Annotated in this window: 16 protein-coding genes; 6 read left to right on the top strand and 10 right to left on the bottom strand. The window is 33.7% G+C overall.

All coding sequences use genetic code 11. The annotated features are described in order from the left end of the window. Positions 1-44 precede the first annotated feature (44 nt). The 4 genes from ACTF54_RS06465 to ACTF54_RS06450 are packed head-to-tail and all read left to right on the top strand — an operon-like array spanning position 45 to position 5,562. Positions 45-323, top strand: a complete 279-nt coding sequence (locus ACTF54_RS06465) for a DUF4834 family protein (protein WP_347195872.1) — start codon at positions 45-47, stop codon at positions 321-323. 29 nt (positions 324-352) lie between these two features. Beyond that, positions 353-2,821, top strand: a complete 2,469-nt coding sequence (locus ACTF54_RS06460; protein WP_438968994.1) for a YfhO family protein — start codon at positions 353-355, stop codon at positions 2,819-2,821. 3 nt (positions 2,822-2,824) lie between these two features. Next, positions 2,825-4,120: a glycosyl transferase family 1 gene (locus ACTF54_RS06455; protein WP_438968993.1), complete on the top strand. Its 1,296-nt coding sequence runs from the start codon at positions 2,825-2,827 to the stop codon at positions 4,118-4,120. Further along, the gene (locus ACTF54_RS06450) at positions 4,111-5,562 is read left to right on the top strand and encodes a polysaccharide biosynthesis protein (protein WP_438968992.1); all 1,452 of its coding nucleotides are present in this window, start codon (positions 4,111-4,113) and stop codon (positions 5,560-5,562) included. Before ACTF54_RS06455 ends, ACTF54_RS06450 begins: the two co-directional genes overlap by 10 nt. 48 nt (positions 5,563-5,610) lie before the next feature. Here the strand turns inward: ACTF54_RS06450 and ACTF54_RS06445 are convergent, their stop codons facing one another. From ACTF54_RS06445 to ACTF54_RS06430, 4 genes are all read right to left on the bottom strand, one after another. Then, positions 5,611-6,828, bottom strand: a complete 1,218-nt coding sequence (locus ACTF54_RS06445) for a hypothetical protein (protein WP_438968991.1) — start codon at positions 6,826-6,828, stop codon at positions 5,611-5,613. Positions 6,829-7,055: 227 nt separating this feature from the next. Beyond that, on the bottom strand, positions 7,056-7,238 hold the full coding sequence (locus ACTF54_RS06440) for a hypothetical protein (protein WP_347195877.1): 183 nt from the start codon (positions 7,236-7,238) through the stop codon (positions 7,056-7,058). Then, positions 7,219-7,587 carry a hypothetical protein gene (locus ACTF54_RS06435; RefSeq protein ID WP_438968990.1) on the bottom strand — a complete coding sequence of 123 codons (369 nt, stop codon included), beginning with the start codon at positions 7,585-7,587 and terminating at the stop codon, positions 7,219-7,221. Before ACTF54_RS06435 ends, ACTF54_RS06440 begins: the two co-directional genes overlap by 20 nt. Before the next feature lie 47 nt (positions 7,588-7,634). Then, on the bottom strand, positions 7,635-7,844 hold the full coding sequence (locus ACTF54_RS06430) for a putative signal transducing protein (protein WP_347195879.1): 210 nt from the start codon (positions 7,842-7,844) through the stop codon (positions 7,635-7,637). Between the two features lie 174 nt (positions 7,845-8,018). On the opposite strand from ACTF54_RS06430, the gene ACTF54_RS06425 reads away from it, so the two are divergent. Then, positions 8,019-9,188 carry an MFS transporter gene (locus ACTF54_RS06425; protein WP_438968989.1) on the top strand — a complete coding sequence of 390 codons (1,170 nt, stop codon included), beginning with the start codon at positions 8,019-8,021 and terminating at the stop codon, positions 9,186-9,188. Between the two features lies 1 nt (position 9,189). Here the strand turns inward: ACTF54_RS06425 and ACTF54_RS06420 are convergent, their stop codons facing one another. The 5 genes from ACTF54_RS06420 to ACTF54_RS06400 all read right to left on the bottom strand — a co-directional run bounded on the left by ACTF54_RS06420 (position 9,190) and on the right by ACTF54_RS06400 (position 14,804). Further along, positions 9,190-10,737, bottom strand: a complete 1,548-nt coding sequence (locus ACTF54_RS06420) for a deoxyribodipyrimidine photo-lyase/cryptochrome family protein (protein WP_438968988.1) — start codon at positions 10,735-10,737, stop codon at positions 9,190-9,192. Positions 10,738-11,007: 270 nt separating this feature from the next. Continuing rightward, entirely contained in the window at positions 11,008-12,330 is a 1,323-nt protein-coding gene (locus ACTF54_RS06415) for a cryptochrome/photolyase family protein (protein ID WP_347195882.1), read from the bottom strand. A 148-nt stretch (positions 12,331-12,478) separates the two neighbouring features. Then, the gene (locus ACTF54_RS06410) at positions 12,479-13,174 is read right to left on the bottom strand and encodes an SDR family NAD(P)-dependent oxidoreductase (protein WP_347195883.1); all 696 of its coding nucleotides are present in this window, start codon (positions 13,172-13,174) and stop codon (positions 12,479-12,481) included. A 1-nt stretch (position 13,175) separates the two neighbouring features. Then, entirely contained in the window at positions 13,176-13,694 is a 519-nt protein-coding gene (locus ACTF54_RS06405; RefSeq protein WP_347195884.1) for an SRPBCC family protein, read from the bottom strand. 360 nt (positions 13,695-14,054) lie between these two features. Continuing rightward, entirely contained in the window at positions 14,055-14,804 is a 750-nt protein-coding gene (locus ACTF54_RS06400; protein ID WP_438968987.1) for an autotransporter outer membrane beta-barrel domain-containing protein, read from the bottom strand. A gap of 235 nt (positions 14,805-15,039) precedes the next feature. On the opposite strand from ACTF54_RS06400, the gene ACTF54_RS06395 reads away from it, so the two are divergent. After that, positions 15,040-15,327, top strand: a complete 288-nt coding sequence (locus ACTF54_RS06395; protein ID WP_347195886.1) for a 4a-hydroxytetrahydrobiopterin dehydratase — start codon at positions 15,040-15,042, stop codon at positions 15,325-15,327. A gap of 76 nt (positions 15,328-15,403) precedes the next feature. Here ACTF54_RS06395 and ACTF54_RS06390 read toward each other — a convergent pair whose 3' ends face one another. Beyond that, complete coding sequence (locus tag ACTF54_RS06390) at positions 15,404-16,462, bottom strand: 3-oxoacyl-ACP synthase III family protein (RefSeq protein ID WP_347195887.1); 1,059 nt, start codon at positions 16,460-16,462, stop codon at positions 15,404-15,406. Positions 16,463-16,693 lie beyond the last annotated feature (231 nt).

Genomic DNA, 16,693 nt, shown 5'->3' with positions numbered 1-16,693 from the left:
GTAACATGGAATACACTTATTATTTTTACACAAAAGATTATTTTTTGAAATTTTTACAGACACTATTAATCATATTGATCATCATTGTAACTATTAGGTTATTGTGGAGATACTTTGGTAAGGCTATTCTTAAATGGCTAGGAATGAAAGCAATGCAACGAGTTCAAAAAAGTTTTGAAAAACGAGCAGGCTTTCAAGGACAACAAAATCCCTTTCAAAATCCTAATGCAGGAAGCAAATCTTCTTCAAAAGAAAATGCGCCTTTCAAATCAAATGAAAATAAAAAGGTAGGTGAGTACATCGACTTTGAGGAAATTGATTAATTTGCCTCTTTCATTCATCTTATAATTTCATGAATTTAAATTTCAAGAAAATAGTACCACATCTAGCTGTATTTGTGGTTTTCATAGTTGCAGCATTAGCCTATTTTAATCCTATTCTTAGCGGTAAAAAGTTGTACCAAAGCGATATAGTTCAATACAAGGGTAACGCTAGACAACTGATTGATCATAGAGCAGAAACTGGTGAAGAGTTGTATTGGACCGATGCGGTTTTTGGAGGAATGCCTACTTATCAACTGGGCGCGCGTTATGATTATGATTTTATTGATAGTCTAGATAGAGCGATACGATTTTTACCTCGTCCTGCAGATTATCTATTTCTTTATTTTGCCTCTTTTTATATTCTGATGCTTGTAATGCGAGTAGATTGGAAAATAGGACTGCTAGGCGCATTAGCGTTTGGTTTTTCTACATATCTCATAATTATTATAGGTGCAGGACATAATTCTAAAGCACATGCCATTGCTTATTTTCCTTTGGTTTTGAGCGGTATTATTCTTGTATTTCAAAAACGATATTTGTTTGGTTTCATAGTAACAGCAATTGCCATGGCACTAGAGTTACAAGCTAACCATCCTCAAATGACTTATTACCTGCTGCTTATGTTGCTCATAGTAGCAGTTGCTTATTTAATTGACGCCGCTAAAAAACAAATTTTATCGCATTACTTCAAGTCTATATTGATCATGTTTGTGGCTGGTGTTCTTGCTTTAGGAACTAATGCAGGAAACTTATTGGCTACCAATCAATATTCAAAAGAAAGTACTCGAGGCATAAATAATTTAAGTATTGACGCTCAAGGCGAAAGCGTAGAAAAAACAAACGGTCTCGATTACGATTACATTACAGACTACAGTTACGGTATGTCTGAAAGTATGAATTTAATTTTACCACGATTTGCAGGTGGTGGAAGCGCAGAAGTTTTCAATGAAGATAGTAAAAGCCGCGCACAACTTTCTAGAATAGATCCGTCTAGTATGAGCGAAGAAGAATTAGATTATCTTAATCAATTGGTTTCCATTAGCCAGCGCAAATATTGGGGCGATCAAGCCATTGTAGAAGCGCCAGCCTATCTAGGTGTTAGTGTTGTCTTTCTGGCGTTTTTGGCATTATTCCTTATAAAAGGTAGATTAAAATGGTGGACCATTGCCGCTATTTTATTAGCGTTATTACTTTCTTATGGTAAAAACCTAAGTTGGTTGACAGAGTTTTTTATAGATTATGTTCCATTTTATAATAAATTTAGAGCAGTTACTTCTATACAAGTTATTATCGAATTGTGCGTACCTATACTAGCAGCAATAGGTTTATGGCAATTTTTTAATGAGAAAAATAGTTTAGAAACAAAGAAAAAAGCATTGCTTTATGCTGGTGCAGGATTTAGTGGTTTATTATTAATCATTGCCTTATTAGGTTCTTATATTTTTAATCTTAATGGACCTTTTGATGAATACCTACTAGATTTTCCACAGTTAGGATCTCGATATGTAAAAGCATTAAAAGAAGATCGATTTGCGATGATTCAAAGCGATGCTTTTAAGGCTCTTCTGTATGTAGGGTTGATATGCGCAGCACTTTATCTTCTATTAAGTGATAAAATTAAAGAAACTGCAGTTTTAACTATTTGCGGAGTAGTGATTTTATTTGATTTAATAAGTTTCAATAACAATTATATTGATGAAGATAGCTACGTAAGTGCTAGAGAATATGATTTTGTATTTGACAAAACACCAGCAGATGAAGTAGTACTTCAAGATAAATCACATTTTAGAGTGTACGATCAATTATCAGATCCAGTAAATAGTGGTAGAGCTCCTTATTTCCATCAAGCATTTGGAGGTTATCACGGTGCAAAACCTCGCAGATTTCAAGATCTTATGAATTTCTATTTTGCAAACGAGCAGGGAATTACCAAAGAACAATTAGAAATTCTCGCTATGTTCAATGCAAAATATATTATCGGACAAGATAGAAATGGAACGGTTGCACAGCAAAATCCTATTCAAAACGGTAATGCTTGGTTTGTAAATAAATTTAAAACAGTTCAGGATCAAAACGAAGAGATTCTTTCTTTGAAAGAACTTAACTCAGATTCTCTTGCTATAATTACAAAGGAGCAAAAAGAAAGGATAGGACTTCAAGAAATTCATAAGGATACTACGGCAACTATTTTATTGAAAGATTACAAAACAGAACAGTTGACATATAGCAGTTCCAATTCTAAAGAAGGATTAGCTGTTTTTTCTGAGATGTATTATCCATACGGTTGGACAGCAACGATCGATGGCAAAGAAGCTCCTATCGCTAGAGTAAATTATGCTTTAAGAGCTTTAAAAGTTCCTGCTGGTAAACATGAGATCGTATTTAAGTTTGTTCCAGAAATTGTAAAAACTGGATCAATGGTAATGTTGATCAGTAATATCATATTGTTCCTTGTAATTATAGGTGGTTTATTTTTCATTTTCAAAAAGCGCACTTAAACTTTGAAAAAGCCTGTTTTAATCATCAGTTATTATTGGCCACCAGCCGGCGGACCAGGCGTACAGCGTTGGTTGAAATTTGCCAAATATTTACCAGATCACGGTTATGAAGTAACTGTTGTTATTCCAGAGAATCCGGATTATCCGGTTCTGGATCAAAGTCTTAAAAAAGAAATACCTAAGAATGTTTCTATAATAAAAGCTAGAATTACTGAACCTAGTAGAATGGCAGGTAAGCTTTCGCGAAAGCGTACCAAAAACCTACAACGAGGTATTTTAAAGAAGAAAGCGAGTTTTTTAGAACGAGCATTAGTATGGACTCGTGGAAATTTATTCATTCCAGATGCTCGAATAGGATGGAAGCAGCACGTTTTAAGAGCTGTTGAACTATTTTTATCAGAGAATCCAGAATGTACTGTTATCACAACTGGTCCACCGCATTCTGTTCATTTAATAGGGTTGGAATTAAAACACTTAGTCCCGTCGATTAAGTGGCTTGCAGATTTCCGCGATCCATGGACTACGATAGGATATCACAAAGATTTAAAGTTAGGAGACAGAGCTCAAAAAAAGCACGAAAAATTAGAGCAAAAAGTTCTTAATACTGCAGATTTATTGATCGTAACTAGTCCGCATACTGGTAAAGAATTTCAATCTAAAACATCAAAGCCACTTCAATTAATAACTAATGGTTATGATATAAAGCCCAATTCTAATTTGAAACAGCCGGACGGTAAATTTGTTTTGGCGCATATTGGCACCTTATTATCAGATCGTGATCCACAATTATTATGGGAATCTTTACAAGAACTTTGTAAAGAAATTACAGGTTTTGCAAACGATTTAGAGCTACAATTAGCTGGAAATGTAAGTGAAGATATTTTAGATAGCATTGAAAAATATAACTTAAGTAATAGGTTAGCTAATGAAGGTTACCTTTCACACGATCAATCTATTGAATTAATGTTTAAAGCACAGGTATTACTCTTGATTGAAATTGATTCTGAGGAAACAAAAGCTATTTTACCAGGAAAGATTTTTGAATATTTTGCCAGCCGTCGTCCCATAATAGCTTTAGGTCCTAAAGGTGCAGATATAGAGTTGCTTATTACGGACACGCACTCTGGAGAGTTTTATAATCACCAACAGAAAATGGCCCTTAAGAAACAAATTATTCATCTCTACGGCCTTTATAAAAAAGGAGCAAATGATGGGAATTCTAATGATCTTATAGAGCGTTATCAACGATCACATTTAACTCAAATACTTGCTAAAACCATAGAATACGTATGGGAATAGTCATTAAACAATCAGGTTGGAATCTTGCCATTACTGGTTTAGGATTTGTTCTAGGTGCTTTAAATGTTTTGATACTGGCCCAAGTCTACCTCACAGATGATTATTATGGATTATGGAATTACATTCTATCATCAGCCTTTTTATATTTCCCGCTAATGTCCTTTGGTATTCATAACACTATTGTTAAGTATTACTCTAGTTATAAAACTAAAGAGGAGAAAGACGCATTTTTAACACAAATGTTATTGTGGCCTTTAGGGATTATCATTCCTATAGTAACGGTTATTTATTTATTTGAAAGTCAGATAGCTGCATACATTTCTGATAAAAATGTACTAACAGGAACTTATTTATGGTGCATTCCTATAATTGCTATTTTTCAAGCTTACTTTGAGATCTTTTATGCCTGGGTAAAAGTTCATATGAAAACTATAGGTGGTAATTTTTTAAAAGAAGTCTTTTATCGTGCTGCTGCTCTCGTTTCTTTACTGATGCTTGCGGCTGGCTGGATTGATCAAGAACAATTTATTTATAGTATTGTAATCATATATGGATTGAGAGTGCTTTTAATGAAGTTGATGGCTTTTAGTACCTATTGGCCTAGTTTGAAAATAAAACAGATTGCTAATAGAAAACAACTCTTTAATTATTGTATTTTCATGATCATTGCAGGTTCTATTTCTACTGCATTGATTGATCTAGATAAGTTTATGCTCAATCAATATATAGATCTTGATAAAATAGGATATTATGGAATTGCTGTTTTTATAGCAACGGTAATAGCTGTGCCAGCGAGAGGAATGGCACAAATCACACATCCATTGACTGCTGGTCATTTTAATTCTAATGCCATGGATCAAGTGGAGCAATTGTACAAACGCAGTTCTCTCAACTTGACCATTATTGCTGGGTTTTTAATGGTTATTATTATTTGTAATTTAAATGAGTTTTATAATTTAATGCAACCTGAAACACGTGTTGCATTACCAGTGGTTTTTTTAATAGGACTAACTAAATTCTCTGAGAACTTACTAGGTAGTAATAATGCTATTCTTTACAACAGTGAATTGTATAAAGTTACCTTATGGATGGGATTAGCATTGACCATTGCGGCTATAGGACTCAACTGGTTGCTTATTCCTAAATTAGGAATTATAGGTGCTGCCATTGCTACGTGTGTTGCTTATTTGTGCTACGCTTTCGCGAAAGCGTACTATGTATTCTATAAATTAAGAATGCATCCATGGACATCAAAAACATGGAATTCATTACTACTTATAGCGGTAATTATTGGAGTTTTTTACTTTTGGGATTTTTCATGGCATCCTATTCTAAATATTGCCTTAAAATCTATTTTAATTTCTTTCTTCTATGTAATCGCTACTTATAAGATGAAAAATTCTAAAGAGATCAATTTTATTATCAAGAAATATATGCCATAAAAAAAGCCGATTCTAAAATGAATCGGCTTTATGGTTATTAGGATCAATCTATCCTCGTGTATTACTCCTTCTAGAGTTGGTCGTGCGACTTGCTCTATTATTAGTGGTATTGCTTCTAGTGCTTCTCGCTTGAGTGTTTCGAGAAGAGGTATCTCTAGTAGTTGCTACTGGCCGGTTACTGCGTGTTGATCGTGTAGTAGCCGTATTTCTATTTGAATTAGGTGTCGTTCTCAAAGAACGATTTGTTCTAGTAGATCTAGTAGTTACAGATCTTTCTGTATTTCTAGTTCCTATAGTAGCATTAGAAGTCCTTGTCAAACTTCTACTAGTTCTAGGAGTAACGTCTACGGATCTATTACTTCTGCTATTGATAGCTGTTGTACTTCTTCCAGTTCTAGAATTAGATCTAGTATTAACTGCTGTAGTATTACGACCAGAGTTTCTATCCGTACTTGCAACACTTCTTCCACGATCATTTCTAGTAACCTGACTTCTTCCTGAAGCAATTGCCTGTCTATTTCTCAAAGATCTATTATTTAAGGCAACCACTCTACCACGAGCATCACGACGTCCTCTTTCAAAACTTCTATAATTAACTCTATCATAAGGTCTGTAAAAATTACGTCTTACATGAACACCTGCATAGAATCCATTATAATATGAAGCACTATTCCAGTGTAATCTATGATGGTTCCATGAATAACGAATTGGGAAATAAGATACTCTATAAGGATTATTATAAACGATGCATCTATTTGCAAACGGAACACTATAGAAACCGTGCCAAGGCTGGTATATATAACGTCTATTGAACCTATTTATAAAACCTGTATGATAATTGATAATTCCTGGACGACTATAGAAAACATTTAAATTTCCTATACGGTTAATATATCCGTTATTGTAAAAAACATTTATATCTCCTATTTGATTTACGCGGCCGTAAGCATCATAAAATATCGGAATTTGTTCTATTTGTACGACTGCGCCGTATGTATCATACTGTACAAAGCGGTTATAATCATATCCTGTATTGAAAGATACATTTACGTTTCCGGTATTTACGAATACGTTGACACCATTTCTATCTTGTAAATAGTTAAAGTCAAACTGTCCATCTGGAAATACCGCAAACTCAATTCCATCAAGATTAAAAATAAAGTTTTCAGTATAATTATGGTAGCGACGGTTATCTTCCATCTTCTCTGCATTAGAAAAACCAAAACCGAAAAGTAAAACGAGTGTTAGGGTAAGTACCTTTTTCATAATTATAAGTATTAATATAATTGCTTATTTGCAACTACACTATATTATAATCAACCAGCGTGCCATAATTAAAACTGTAAACTATTTACGCTTTAGATTTATCTCTTTTGGAGAAACAACATAATTGCATATAATGTTATATATCAATTGTTTAAAATATATTTATTGCATATTAAATACAATTTGTTTCATTATATGGACCATGCTTTTTCTATAATTAGGCTATCTTATTGCTGGTTCTTTTTAATTACTTGCTCCATTTTCTGTATAAATTGTATGTAATTTTCTGGTAAATTTTCAAAAGGTTTGATCGTGAAATTAACGTTTTTAGATCCATCAAATTTCCAATAATTCCCTTCTATTTTACCATCTTTAGTTTCTAAATGTTCTTTAGGTGTAGGCTTCCCCAAAAATAGGAATATGATTTATAGAAAATACCTTATCATCTTCATTGTACCAGATTCCCATAGGTCGTAAATCTTTTTCACTTGAATAATTCATGGTAATATAAGGTCGTATATTTCCATCAATAGAGTCTAATCGCAGTGTTTTATTTGTAAAGGATTCTAATTCTTTAGACCAGATTAAATTAGTTTGAGAAACTAATAATCGATTCCAACGTTCCATTATTAGATCATTATCAGATTCTTGCTTACTATCTGGTTGAATGGTAATCGTCGTTTTGTTTGCTGCGATACGACCATCTTCAATACCAAAAAAAGAAAGTAATGCAAAGAATAGAATTTTAATTTCAACCATTATGCATTATCAGTATTTGTGCTTTATCGGTTACTTCAAATTAATTCTTAATAATCGCTTATAACACTTTGTGCCTTTTCTATATCTGAATTTAAAACAAACAGTTCCACACTTTCTCCAGAAGTACCAAAACCAGCCAGTCGTCCCGATTCATGCGGATTTTTTACTATAAAGGTTATTTTTTGTTCTTCTAGAATGGATGCTAGTCTATTTACTTCAATCGATGATCCTGTATATAATTTTATGTGCTCTTTCATAATGTTCACTTTTTAGTTCTATTAAAAATCTTATTTATAATACTGGTGGTTTGAAAAATAATTGATGTTATTCTAGTTGATAAGATGAATAAATTATGCAAACGTTACTTAAAACACTTTGTAAAAAGAACAATTATTAACCTTGTAGTTGTTTCTTTGCACAAAAATGAACCATTGAAATCACTTCAGCATATTTTCTCTAATATAAGATATTTTGCGCCTGCTTGGGTATTTACTTCTATAAATATACTAATAGGAACATGGATATTATATCTACCTCATGTAAAAATGAAGTTTGACATTACAGATGCAGAAATAGGCATGGCATTATTTTTTACTGCTTGTGGTCTAGTAGTTTCTATACCTTTTGTACCAGCTATTAATAAAAAGATAGGCATCGGTCGTTGTACGCAAGTAGGTATATTGTTACTTGCAATTTCCTTCAATTTACCTTTGCTTGTACCTAATTATTATATGCTTTGTGGTAGTTTATTATTAACTGGTATATTTTCTGGTTTTACCAGCACTTCTATGAACGCGTTAGTTTCTGTTATAGAGAAAGAGGATCGTTTTAACTTCATGTCTGCAGCACATGGATTTTTCAGTTTAGGCGGTTTTATAGGTGCTGGATTAGGAAGTTTTTTAATTATTCAATTTACAAACCCTAGTCATCATATGTTATTGATGTCTTTTATTATAATCGTTTCCAATTTTTTTCTATCAAAAAAATATTGTGAAATGAAAGAAACAGAACAAGGAACATCAAAAGAAGATACCAATATATTTAAACACATCAAACCGGTATTTGGATTATGTATTATCGCCTTTATTATCTTATTTAATGAAGGTGCAGTAGAACACTGGAGCAACTTATATTTATTTGATATCGTTAAAGTTACTGAAAGTCAGGCAGGCTTTGGGTTTGTAATCTTTTCTTTAACAATGACTTTAGGAAGATTTCTAGGTGATGGAATTAGTGAAAAAATAGGCTCTGTAAAATCAATAGGAATAGGCTGTGTGATTGCTATCATCGCATATATATTAATTTTATTTTCAGATTTCTATATAAGTGTTTTGGGTTTTGGGGTTCTTGGTTTAGGTACTTCAGTGATTATTCCAGAATTATATAGACTAGCTTCAAAGTCTAAAGAAATGAATACTTCTGTAGCCATTTCGGTGGTTTCTGGTATTGGGTTTCTAGGCTTTCTAGTTGGCCCAGTTTTATTAGGATTAATTTCTAGCTGGAGTAATTTAGTAATGAGCTACGTATTTCTCCTGGCTTTATTGGTTTTGGCTTTAGGATTGGTCATTTTTAGACTGAGTAGGAAGTATAGCAGTAATTGATTTAAGAAGGTCTTAACTCATCACTACCAGGCCATATTTCTCGATTGGGATTGGTATGTTTAGCAACTATTCTGCGAGACTCGTTCTTGTTCTTGATGTCTTTTTGTATTCCATAGAGTACATCTTGAGCTCGCTTTCGCGAAAGCGTATTCTCCACCAACCTCTCAGGATAATTCTTACCTAATTGAAAGTTTAAAAATTGCTCCTCCATAGCGGTCATTTTCCAAGGTTCATGAATAAAACGCAATGGTAAATCCTGCAATTCAGGTACCCATCTTTTGATAAATACTCCTTCTGGATCGTGTTCTAAACTGTTTTTAATTGGATTATAAACCCTTACAATATTGATTCCTGTCTCTCCGGCTTGCATTTGTAACTGTGGATAATGGATACCAGGCTCAAAATCTAAAAATTGTTGTGATAAATGGTTGCTCGCATCCTGCCAAGGCTGCCACAAATGATGTGTGAAAAACCCCATGAGCATGGCTCGCAGTCTGAAATTTACGAAACCTGTTTCATTAAGACAGCGCATTGCCGCATCCACAAGTGGATAACCAGTTTTCCCTTCACGCCATGCTTGTTGGTGTTCTAGGTTTACTGGTTTGTTTAAGTCTCGATAAGCTTTATGTACACTGCGCCATTCTAATTGATATTCCATTTCAAATTTTTCGATAAAATGGGCTTGCCAGCGCAATCTGGACATAAAACTGTTCAAATTGCGTTTGTTTTTAATCACACTTTTAAAACTTGCAGCTTTCTTTGCTACCATGCGCATACTTACATTTCCCCAGGCAATATATGGTGATAAACGGCTGCTGTGCTTACGACTTGTTTCTGGCTTTGAATAATAAGTATTGTAGCCGTTAATTCGTTTTTCTAAGAAGCTTTCAAAATACTTTAAAGCAGTTGTCGTTCCACCTTTTTGAAAAGTAGTATCAGACGCTGTTTCTAAGTCGACTGGTTGAAAATGAGTTGCTATTTGCGCAATTTTATTTTTACTAAATAATGTGGCGTTATTAAAATCTGGATGATCAAAATCTTGATTCATAAATTCGATCCATTGCTCTTTCCAGTGAATTCTATTTTTTATGCCACGTATTACACCATTTGCAACAGATTCTGACCAGTTGATACCATGGTTTGCAAACCATTTCTTTAATGCAAGATCTCTTTTAAACGTGATCAATAGACCTGTTTCTTGATAAGAAAATACGTTATTGATTTCAAGAACAGAATGAAGTACTTCAAATGCTTTTATAGCGTCACTTTGTATAATTAGTAATTGAGTTCCTACACTACTTAATTTCTCATTCATATTCTCAAGCGACTGCTTTATAAAATCAAAATGTCGCTGACTGTAATGTGCATCATTAAGTAGAATAGGTTCAAAAATATAAAGGAGTAGAGTAGGAGTGTTTGAATTTAAAGCACGCATTAGCGGCTCGTGATCTAGTAATCTTAGATCACGTTTGAACCATACTATGTTGACCTTTTGCTTCATAAATAATAATTCTGTACTTGATGCAGAATCTGTTAGAGTATATCTCAATGTCGGTTCAAAGTTAGTGGTGAACGATTGTTGTTTTTTTATACACCTATAATGACAATGTCGTAAAACCCTTTGAGGTGCTCGCTACGCCTGATGCCAACCATTTTTCCCTTTATCAAATAGAAATACTTTTAAAAATTCAAAGCTATCAATAGTTAAAACTATTATTTGAAAAATATCAGTTCCAGCGCAGTCGAGAGCGATTATTATTCTAAATTCTCAAATTCAAATTCAAATTCAAATTTAAATTCAAGTTCAAGTTCAAGTTCATCACGATACCGCTTCCTTATAAACCTTCAAACATCGTTCTCTAGATTCTTTGTGGTCTACCATCATTTCTGGATACTTAGAAGTACCAAATTCTGGTACAAACTCCTTAATATATTTTCTCTCCTTATCAAATTTATCTTTTTGAGTAATAGGATTGAAAATTCTAAAGTAAGGTGCTGCATCAACACCACTACCAGCTGCCCATTGCCAGTTACCTACATTACTGGACATTTCGTAATCTAGTAGTTTTTCTGCAAAATAAGCCTCGCCCCATCGCCAGTCTATAAGTAAATGCTTGATTAAAAAGCTAGCGACTAACATACGTACACGATTGTGCATGTGTCCAGTAGTATTTAACTCACGCATTCCAGCATCAACGAGTGCATAACCAGTTTTTCCTTCTTTCCATTTTTCAAATTGAGCTTCATTATTGACCCATTCAATACGATCGTATTTTGATTTAAAAGCTTTGTCTTTAGTATGTGGAAAGTGATATAAAATCTGCATGAAGAACTCTCGCCAGATCAACTCACTTAGAAAAGTTTTTTCTGATGCATGGTCTGCTTTGCGTACCATTTTACGAACACTTACTACTCCAAACCTTAAGTAAACACCCAATCGAGAAGTTCCTTTTTCAATTGCTGGAAAATTTCTAGTCTTTTCATAATCTCCAATTAGTGTAGGAGTGACCGTATATTCTGGAATTTCTATTTTAGACTTGACAAAACCCATATCACTTAAAGAAACATTAGGTAAACGACTATTTTTAATAGTATTACCTATATACTCAGAGGTGTAATAAAACTTCTGATCTTCACCAGAACCAAAATCTTCTCTGAAATGTTCCAGCCATTTATTTTTATATGGTGTATAAACCACGTAAGGATCGCCGTCATTTTTTACTACTTCATCCTTTTCATAAATCACTTGATCTTTAAAGGTTTTGAAATCTATGTTTTTCTCTGCAAGAAGTTGATCTATTTTTTCATCCCTTTCTTTTGCATAAGGCTCATAATCCCGATTAGTAAAAACAGTATCGATTTCATACGTTTCTAGAATTTTTTTCCAGATATCTATCGGTTTACCATAATACATGGCTAAAGAACTGTCTTGCTCTTCTTGTAAAGTAGCACGCATGCGCTGCAATTCTTCAAAAATAAAAGTGACGCGAGCGTCATCTTCTGGAAGTTTATCAAGAATATCCTTATCAAATATAAAAATAGGAACAACAGGAAGATCACTTTTAAGGGCTTCATAGAAACCTACATTATCATCTAATCTTAAATCCCTACGGAACCAAAAAATATTTACTTTCTTACTCATGCAAACAATGCTTTTTTTACTACCGTAGTTTAATGAAATCATCAAGTACAGCAGATCATTTTAAATTTTATGCAATACTAAAAGACTAAAGATAAAAGTTTTTATTCTTTCACCTTTAGTCTTTTAATGATTGATTAATAGTCTTTATCTAGCCCAGACTCAAAGAGCCTTTTCCTCCATTTACACCGATTACTTGCCCGGTAATCCAGCCTTCATTTTGATTCAATAGAAATGACGCAACGCTTGCGATATCTTCTGGAGTTCCTACACGTTTTAATGGATGCATTTCACCCATTTTATCCTTTTTGGCATCATTATTTAACAGTCTACCAGCTAGAGGTGTATCAACAAGTGATGGTGCGATAACATTTATTCTTACTGTAGGCGCATATTCTGCTGCTAGTGCGCGAGCATAACCTTCTATGGCTCCTTTTGCAGCTGCTACACTAGTGTGAAATGGCATACCAGTTCCTACAGCAACGGTAGAAAAATAAACAATACTACTATTTCCATTTTTAGTTAACAATGGTAGAACAGATCTTGTAGCCTTGATCAAAGAGAAAAAATTGATCTCCATATCGTCTTCAAAATGTGATTGTTTCAACATTTTGAACGGTTTTAAATTGATGCTTCCTGGACAGTACACAAAACCATCTAAGGATTCTGGTAAAGTCGATGTATCTAACTCTTCGGTCAATGCATCAAACGGAATATGGGTAACACCACTAGGTAAATTTTCATTTTCTCTAGATGCGACATACACGTTGTTTCCTGAGTGCATATGCTGTACAATTGCGTTTCCTATTCCGTGGCTTCCGCCTATGAGTAATATGTTTTTTGACATTTTAATTGAGTATTTCGTGTTTTTGTGTTGTTTCTATATCTTGAACTGTCTTTGTATTTTCATTAAACGCACCGAAGTGTTTGATAAGTGCGCTTTCGCGAAAGCGGAAAATTTCTTCCAACTTTTTCTTTACAAATGGTGCTCCTAATTTGCCGAGAACACCGAATGGCAAGCGATAGTGAATCAAATCTTCCATCAATGTACCTCCATCAATCGCACTGATAAAATGTTTGTGGTGCCAGGTGGCATAAGGACCATACATTTGCTCATCCACAAAGAATTTCTTCTCTTCAACTTGAGTAATATGCGTTACCCAATTAGTTTTATAAAAAGGAAGAGGCGTGACGCTGTATTCAATGAGTTGCCCTGGATACATACCTCTTTCTGTACCATATTGAACAGTCATGTCCAGTTCTGGTGGTGTAAGAAGCTTTAAATTATTTGCATCAGTTAAAAATTTCCAAGCCTCGTCTAGAGAAATAGGAAGTTTTTGTTGCGAAGAAAATTGGTATAGTTTCAAGTTGTTTTGTTTAAGGTATAAAGGTAACTCTTAAACAAAACATAAAGAATAAAGACTTGTTAAAAAAAGTAGTTGAACTTGAATTTCAATTAAAAAAAAATAGCTTCCACGGAAATTGAGGTTGGTATTTGAATAATTTTAGATTATATAACAATAAAACCCTTTCAAGTTACTCTTTGCGCTTGTCACCAAACTGTTTTCCCTTTCTTAAAATAGAAATGTTCATTTACTTTTATGCGTACCAACACGGACTAGGTTAAAATTAAAACAGTTACTGATCCGTATTCAAAAATTTTATTCAATAGAAAAAACTTCATTTTCAAATTCTAATGCAAATTCGATTTCGATTTCAAATTCATATTAGTCATCTATACGCAGCTCGCCACTACTATATTCTTTACCAATAGCGATTTTTATACCTACGTTAAATATGAGATTAGACATATTTATTTGACTAGAAATATTAGGTTGTATCACTGTTGCATCTGTATTATCTCTGGTCGTGTATTTAATAGGATTCCCTAAAGTAGTGTTGAATTGAGGTGAAAAGAATACTTGTACTGATCTACGGAAATAATAATTAAACCTCAAGCCACCTTCTATGTAAGCGCTAGAAGAAGAACTGTTTTCTGTATCACTAGAAAAAATCTGTGTATTGCCTATACCTATTTGTGAAACAGAATTCTCTGGATTATTGAGAAAAGCGATTCCACCTTTTAAAAAAGCATCAAACTGAAACCTATTTCTAGTGTAAGAATACGTTGGTCCAACACTAATGGATGTATTGGTCCAGTTATTATTGGTTACTCCTGTACTACTATCATTTTGAAAATCAATATAACCGAATTCATTGTATTGATGCCTCAAACTAATACCAAATCCTAACTTTTTATTTGTGTAATAAAGGTATTCCATTCCTAAACCTAATCCAGCTCTCGCGATATCTGCATAGTCGCCAGTAGGTTGCGCTATCCCTAGATCTACAATTAAATTGTGTCTAGGTATTTCTCTAAGATGCAACGCATCTTCATAATTACTGGTCGTTAAAGAGTCCGTTTGCGCTATGGCTGTAGTGCTAACTAATAAAATAAAAAAGGCTATTTTTTTCATGTTTCAAAGATAGGAGATAGAATTTGTATTAAGATTCCTTTAGTGCAGGATTAAGATTTTTTTGGGTACGCTTTCGCGAAAGCGAAACTATATTTAGTTCAATCAATAAAAATGAAGATTATGAGCGACAAAGAATTAGACGGAAAATTAGATCAAGCCAAAGGAAAAATTAAAGAAGGAATAGGTGAGGCAAAAAGGAAAATAAAAAATACCTTTGACAACAAATAAATCGACAATGGAAAAATTAACCGAAGCACAAATAGAGAAGCATTTAGAAAATGTAGGAGGATGGGATTATTATGATGATGCTATTCACACTACTTTTGAATTTGAAAACTTCATGGACTGTTTCTCTGTAATGACTCGTATCGCGATGGAAGCAGAAAAAATGGAACACCATCCAGACTGGCACAATACCTATGCAACCTTAGAGATTACTCTTTCAACGCATGACGTGAACGGTCTTACAGAAAAAGATTTCAAACTAGCAGCTGCAATTGAACATATTGTAGGTGATGAGTAATTGAAATTATTTACCTTAAAAAAATCCCTTTTAAAAGTACTTTTCAAAAGGGATTTCATTTTTAAATATATCATTATCAATAGCGATAAACAATTGCATTGATATTCATTCCTGCGCCTACACTAGCAAACATGACTACATCACCTTTTTCTACTTTGTGCTGTGGTAATTTTCCATGAATTACTAGATCCATAACCGTAGGAACCGTTGCTACTGAGCTATTTCCAAGATTATGAATGATCATAGGCATGATATCTTTAGGGGTTTCCATATCATAAAGTTTATAGAAACGATCTACGATAGCCTCGTCCATTTTCTCATTTGCTTGATGGATAAAGATTTTTTTCAAATCATTAATGTCCACACCGGCTTGATCCATAGCCGCTTTCATTCCTTCTGGCACTTTAGAAAGGGCAAAATTATAGATACGACGGCCATACATTTTGATGTATTTGGTTTTATCTTTTAGTTCTTTGTTATAAGATGTTTCATTAAAAATAAAGAAAGCTTCTTCATGTGTATAAGTAGCTGTAGCCTGTCCTAAAATACCACTTTGATCTGTACTAGCTTCAACTACAACAGCGCCAGCACCATCAGAATAGATCATAGAATCCCTATCATGTGGATCTACAACACGCGATAACGCCTCAGCACCTATTACAAGTACCTTTTTAGCCAGTCCAGATTTGATGAAGGAATCTGCTTGAGTGAGTCCTAAAACCCATCCTGGACAACCAAAAAGCACATCAAAAGCAACACATGCCGGATTAACAATGCCTAGTTTACTTTTAACTCTAGTGGCAAGACTAGGAACCATGTCACTAGAACCGCTATCTTCTTCTATGTCACCATAATTATGTGCAACGATAATATAGTCTATGGTTTCTGGATCACAACTAGCATCTTCAATGGCCTTTAGTGCGGCAAAAGTAGCAATATCACTAGTTACCTGCTCAGGTTTTATGTATCTGCGCTCATCTATACCAGTGATAGCAACAAACTTCTTTATAATAGTCGCATTATCACTACCAAAAGAGCTTCCATCATTATTTAAGAATTCATGATTCATGAACTCTTCATTTTTTCTTACAACATCAGGAATGTGACTTCCTACTCCAGTAATTTTTGCTCTCATTCAGCTTGTATTCAATCCTTAGGAATGCAAAAAAAGTGATTAAAGTACTTCATTCCTAATATTTAACAGTGGAATGTGGGGTAGTTTTAAAATTATTGAGAAATATGCAAAGAATCTTAAGTTTTAATGATAAATATATAATGCTGTGAATAGTAAAAGGTTGTTTTCTGCTTATATTTCATAAAAGACTTCATAAAACATCTAAAACTATTGCATCAAAAAAATGGGACA

The organism is Nonlabens sp., from assembly GCF_965657255.1.
GTDB lineage: Bacteria > Bacteroidota > Bacteroidia > Flavobacteriales > Flavobacteriaceae > Nonlabens.
The sequence above is the reverse complement of the archived record's forward strand: the minus strand, read 5'-3'. Positions and strand labels throughout refer to the sequence as shown.

Excerpts from the sequence above, each read along its gene's own strand:
- ACTF54_RS06460 (WP_438968994.1), top strand. The coding sequence starts at position 353 with ATGAATTTAAATTTCAAGAAAATAGTACCACATCTAGCTGTATTTGTG.
- ACTF54_RS06445 (WP_438968991.1), bottom strand. The coding sequence starts at position 6,828 with ATGAAAAAGGTACTTACCCTAACACTCGTTTTACTTTTCGGTTTTGGT.
- ACTF54_RS06395 (WP_347195886.1), top strand. The coding sequence starts at position 15,040 with ATGGAAAAATTAACCGAAGCACAAATAGAGAAGCATTTAGAAAATGTA.
- ACTF54_RS06390 (WP_347195887.1), bottom strand. The coding sequence starts at position 16,462 with ATGAGAGCAAAAATTACTGGAGTAGGAAGTCACATTCCTGATGTTGTA.
- ACTF54_RS06450 (WP_438968992.1), top strand. The coding sequence starts at position 4,111 with ATGGGAATAGTCATTAAACAATCAGGTTGGAATCTTGCCATTACTGGT.
- ACTF54_RS06430 (WP_347195879.1), bottom strand. The coding sequence starts at position 7,844 with ATGAAAGAGCACATAAAATTATATACAGGATCATCGATTGAAGTAAAT.
- ACTF54_RS06400 (WP_438968987.1), bottom strand. The coding sequence starts at position 14,804 with ATGAAAAAAATAGCCTTTTTTATTTTATTAGTTAGCACTACAGCCATA.
- ACTF54_RS06435 (WP_438968990.1), bottom strand. The coding sequence starts at position 7,587 with ATGGTTGAAATTAAAATTCTATTCTTTGCATTACTTTCTTTTTTTGGT.
- ACTF54_RS06410 (WP_347195883.1), bottom strand. The coding sequence starts at position 13,174 with ATGTCAAAAAACATATTACTCATAGGCGGAAGCCACGGAATAGGAAAC.
- ACTF54_RS06415 (WP_347195882.1), bottom strand. The coding sequence starts at position 12,330 with ATGAGTAAGAAAGTAAATATTTTTTGGTTCCGTAGGGATTTAAGATTA.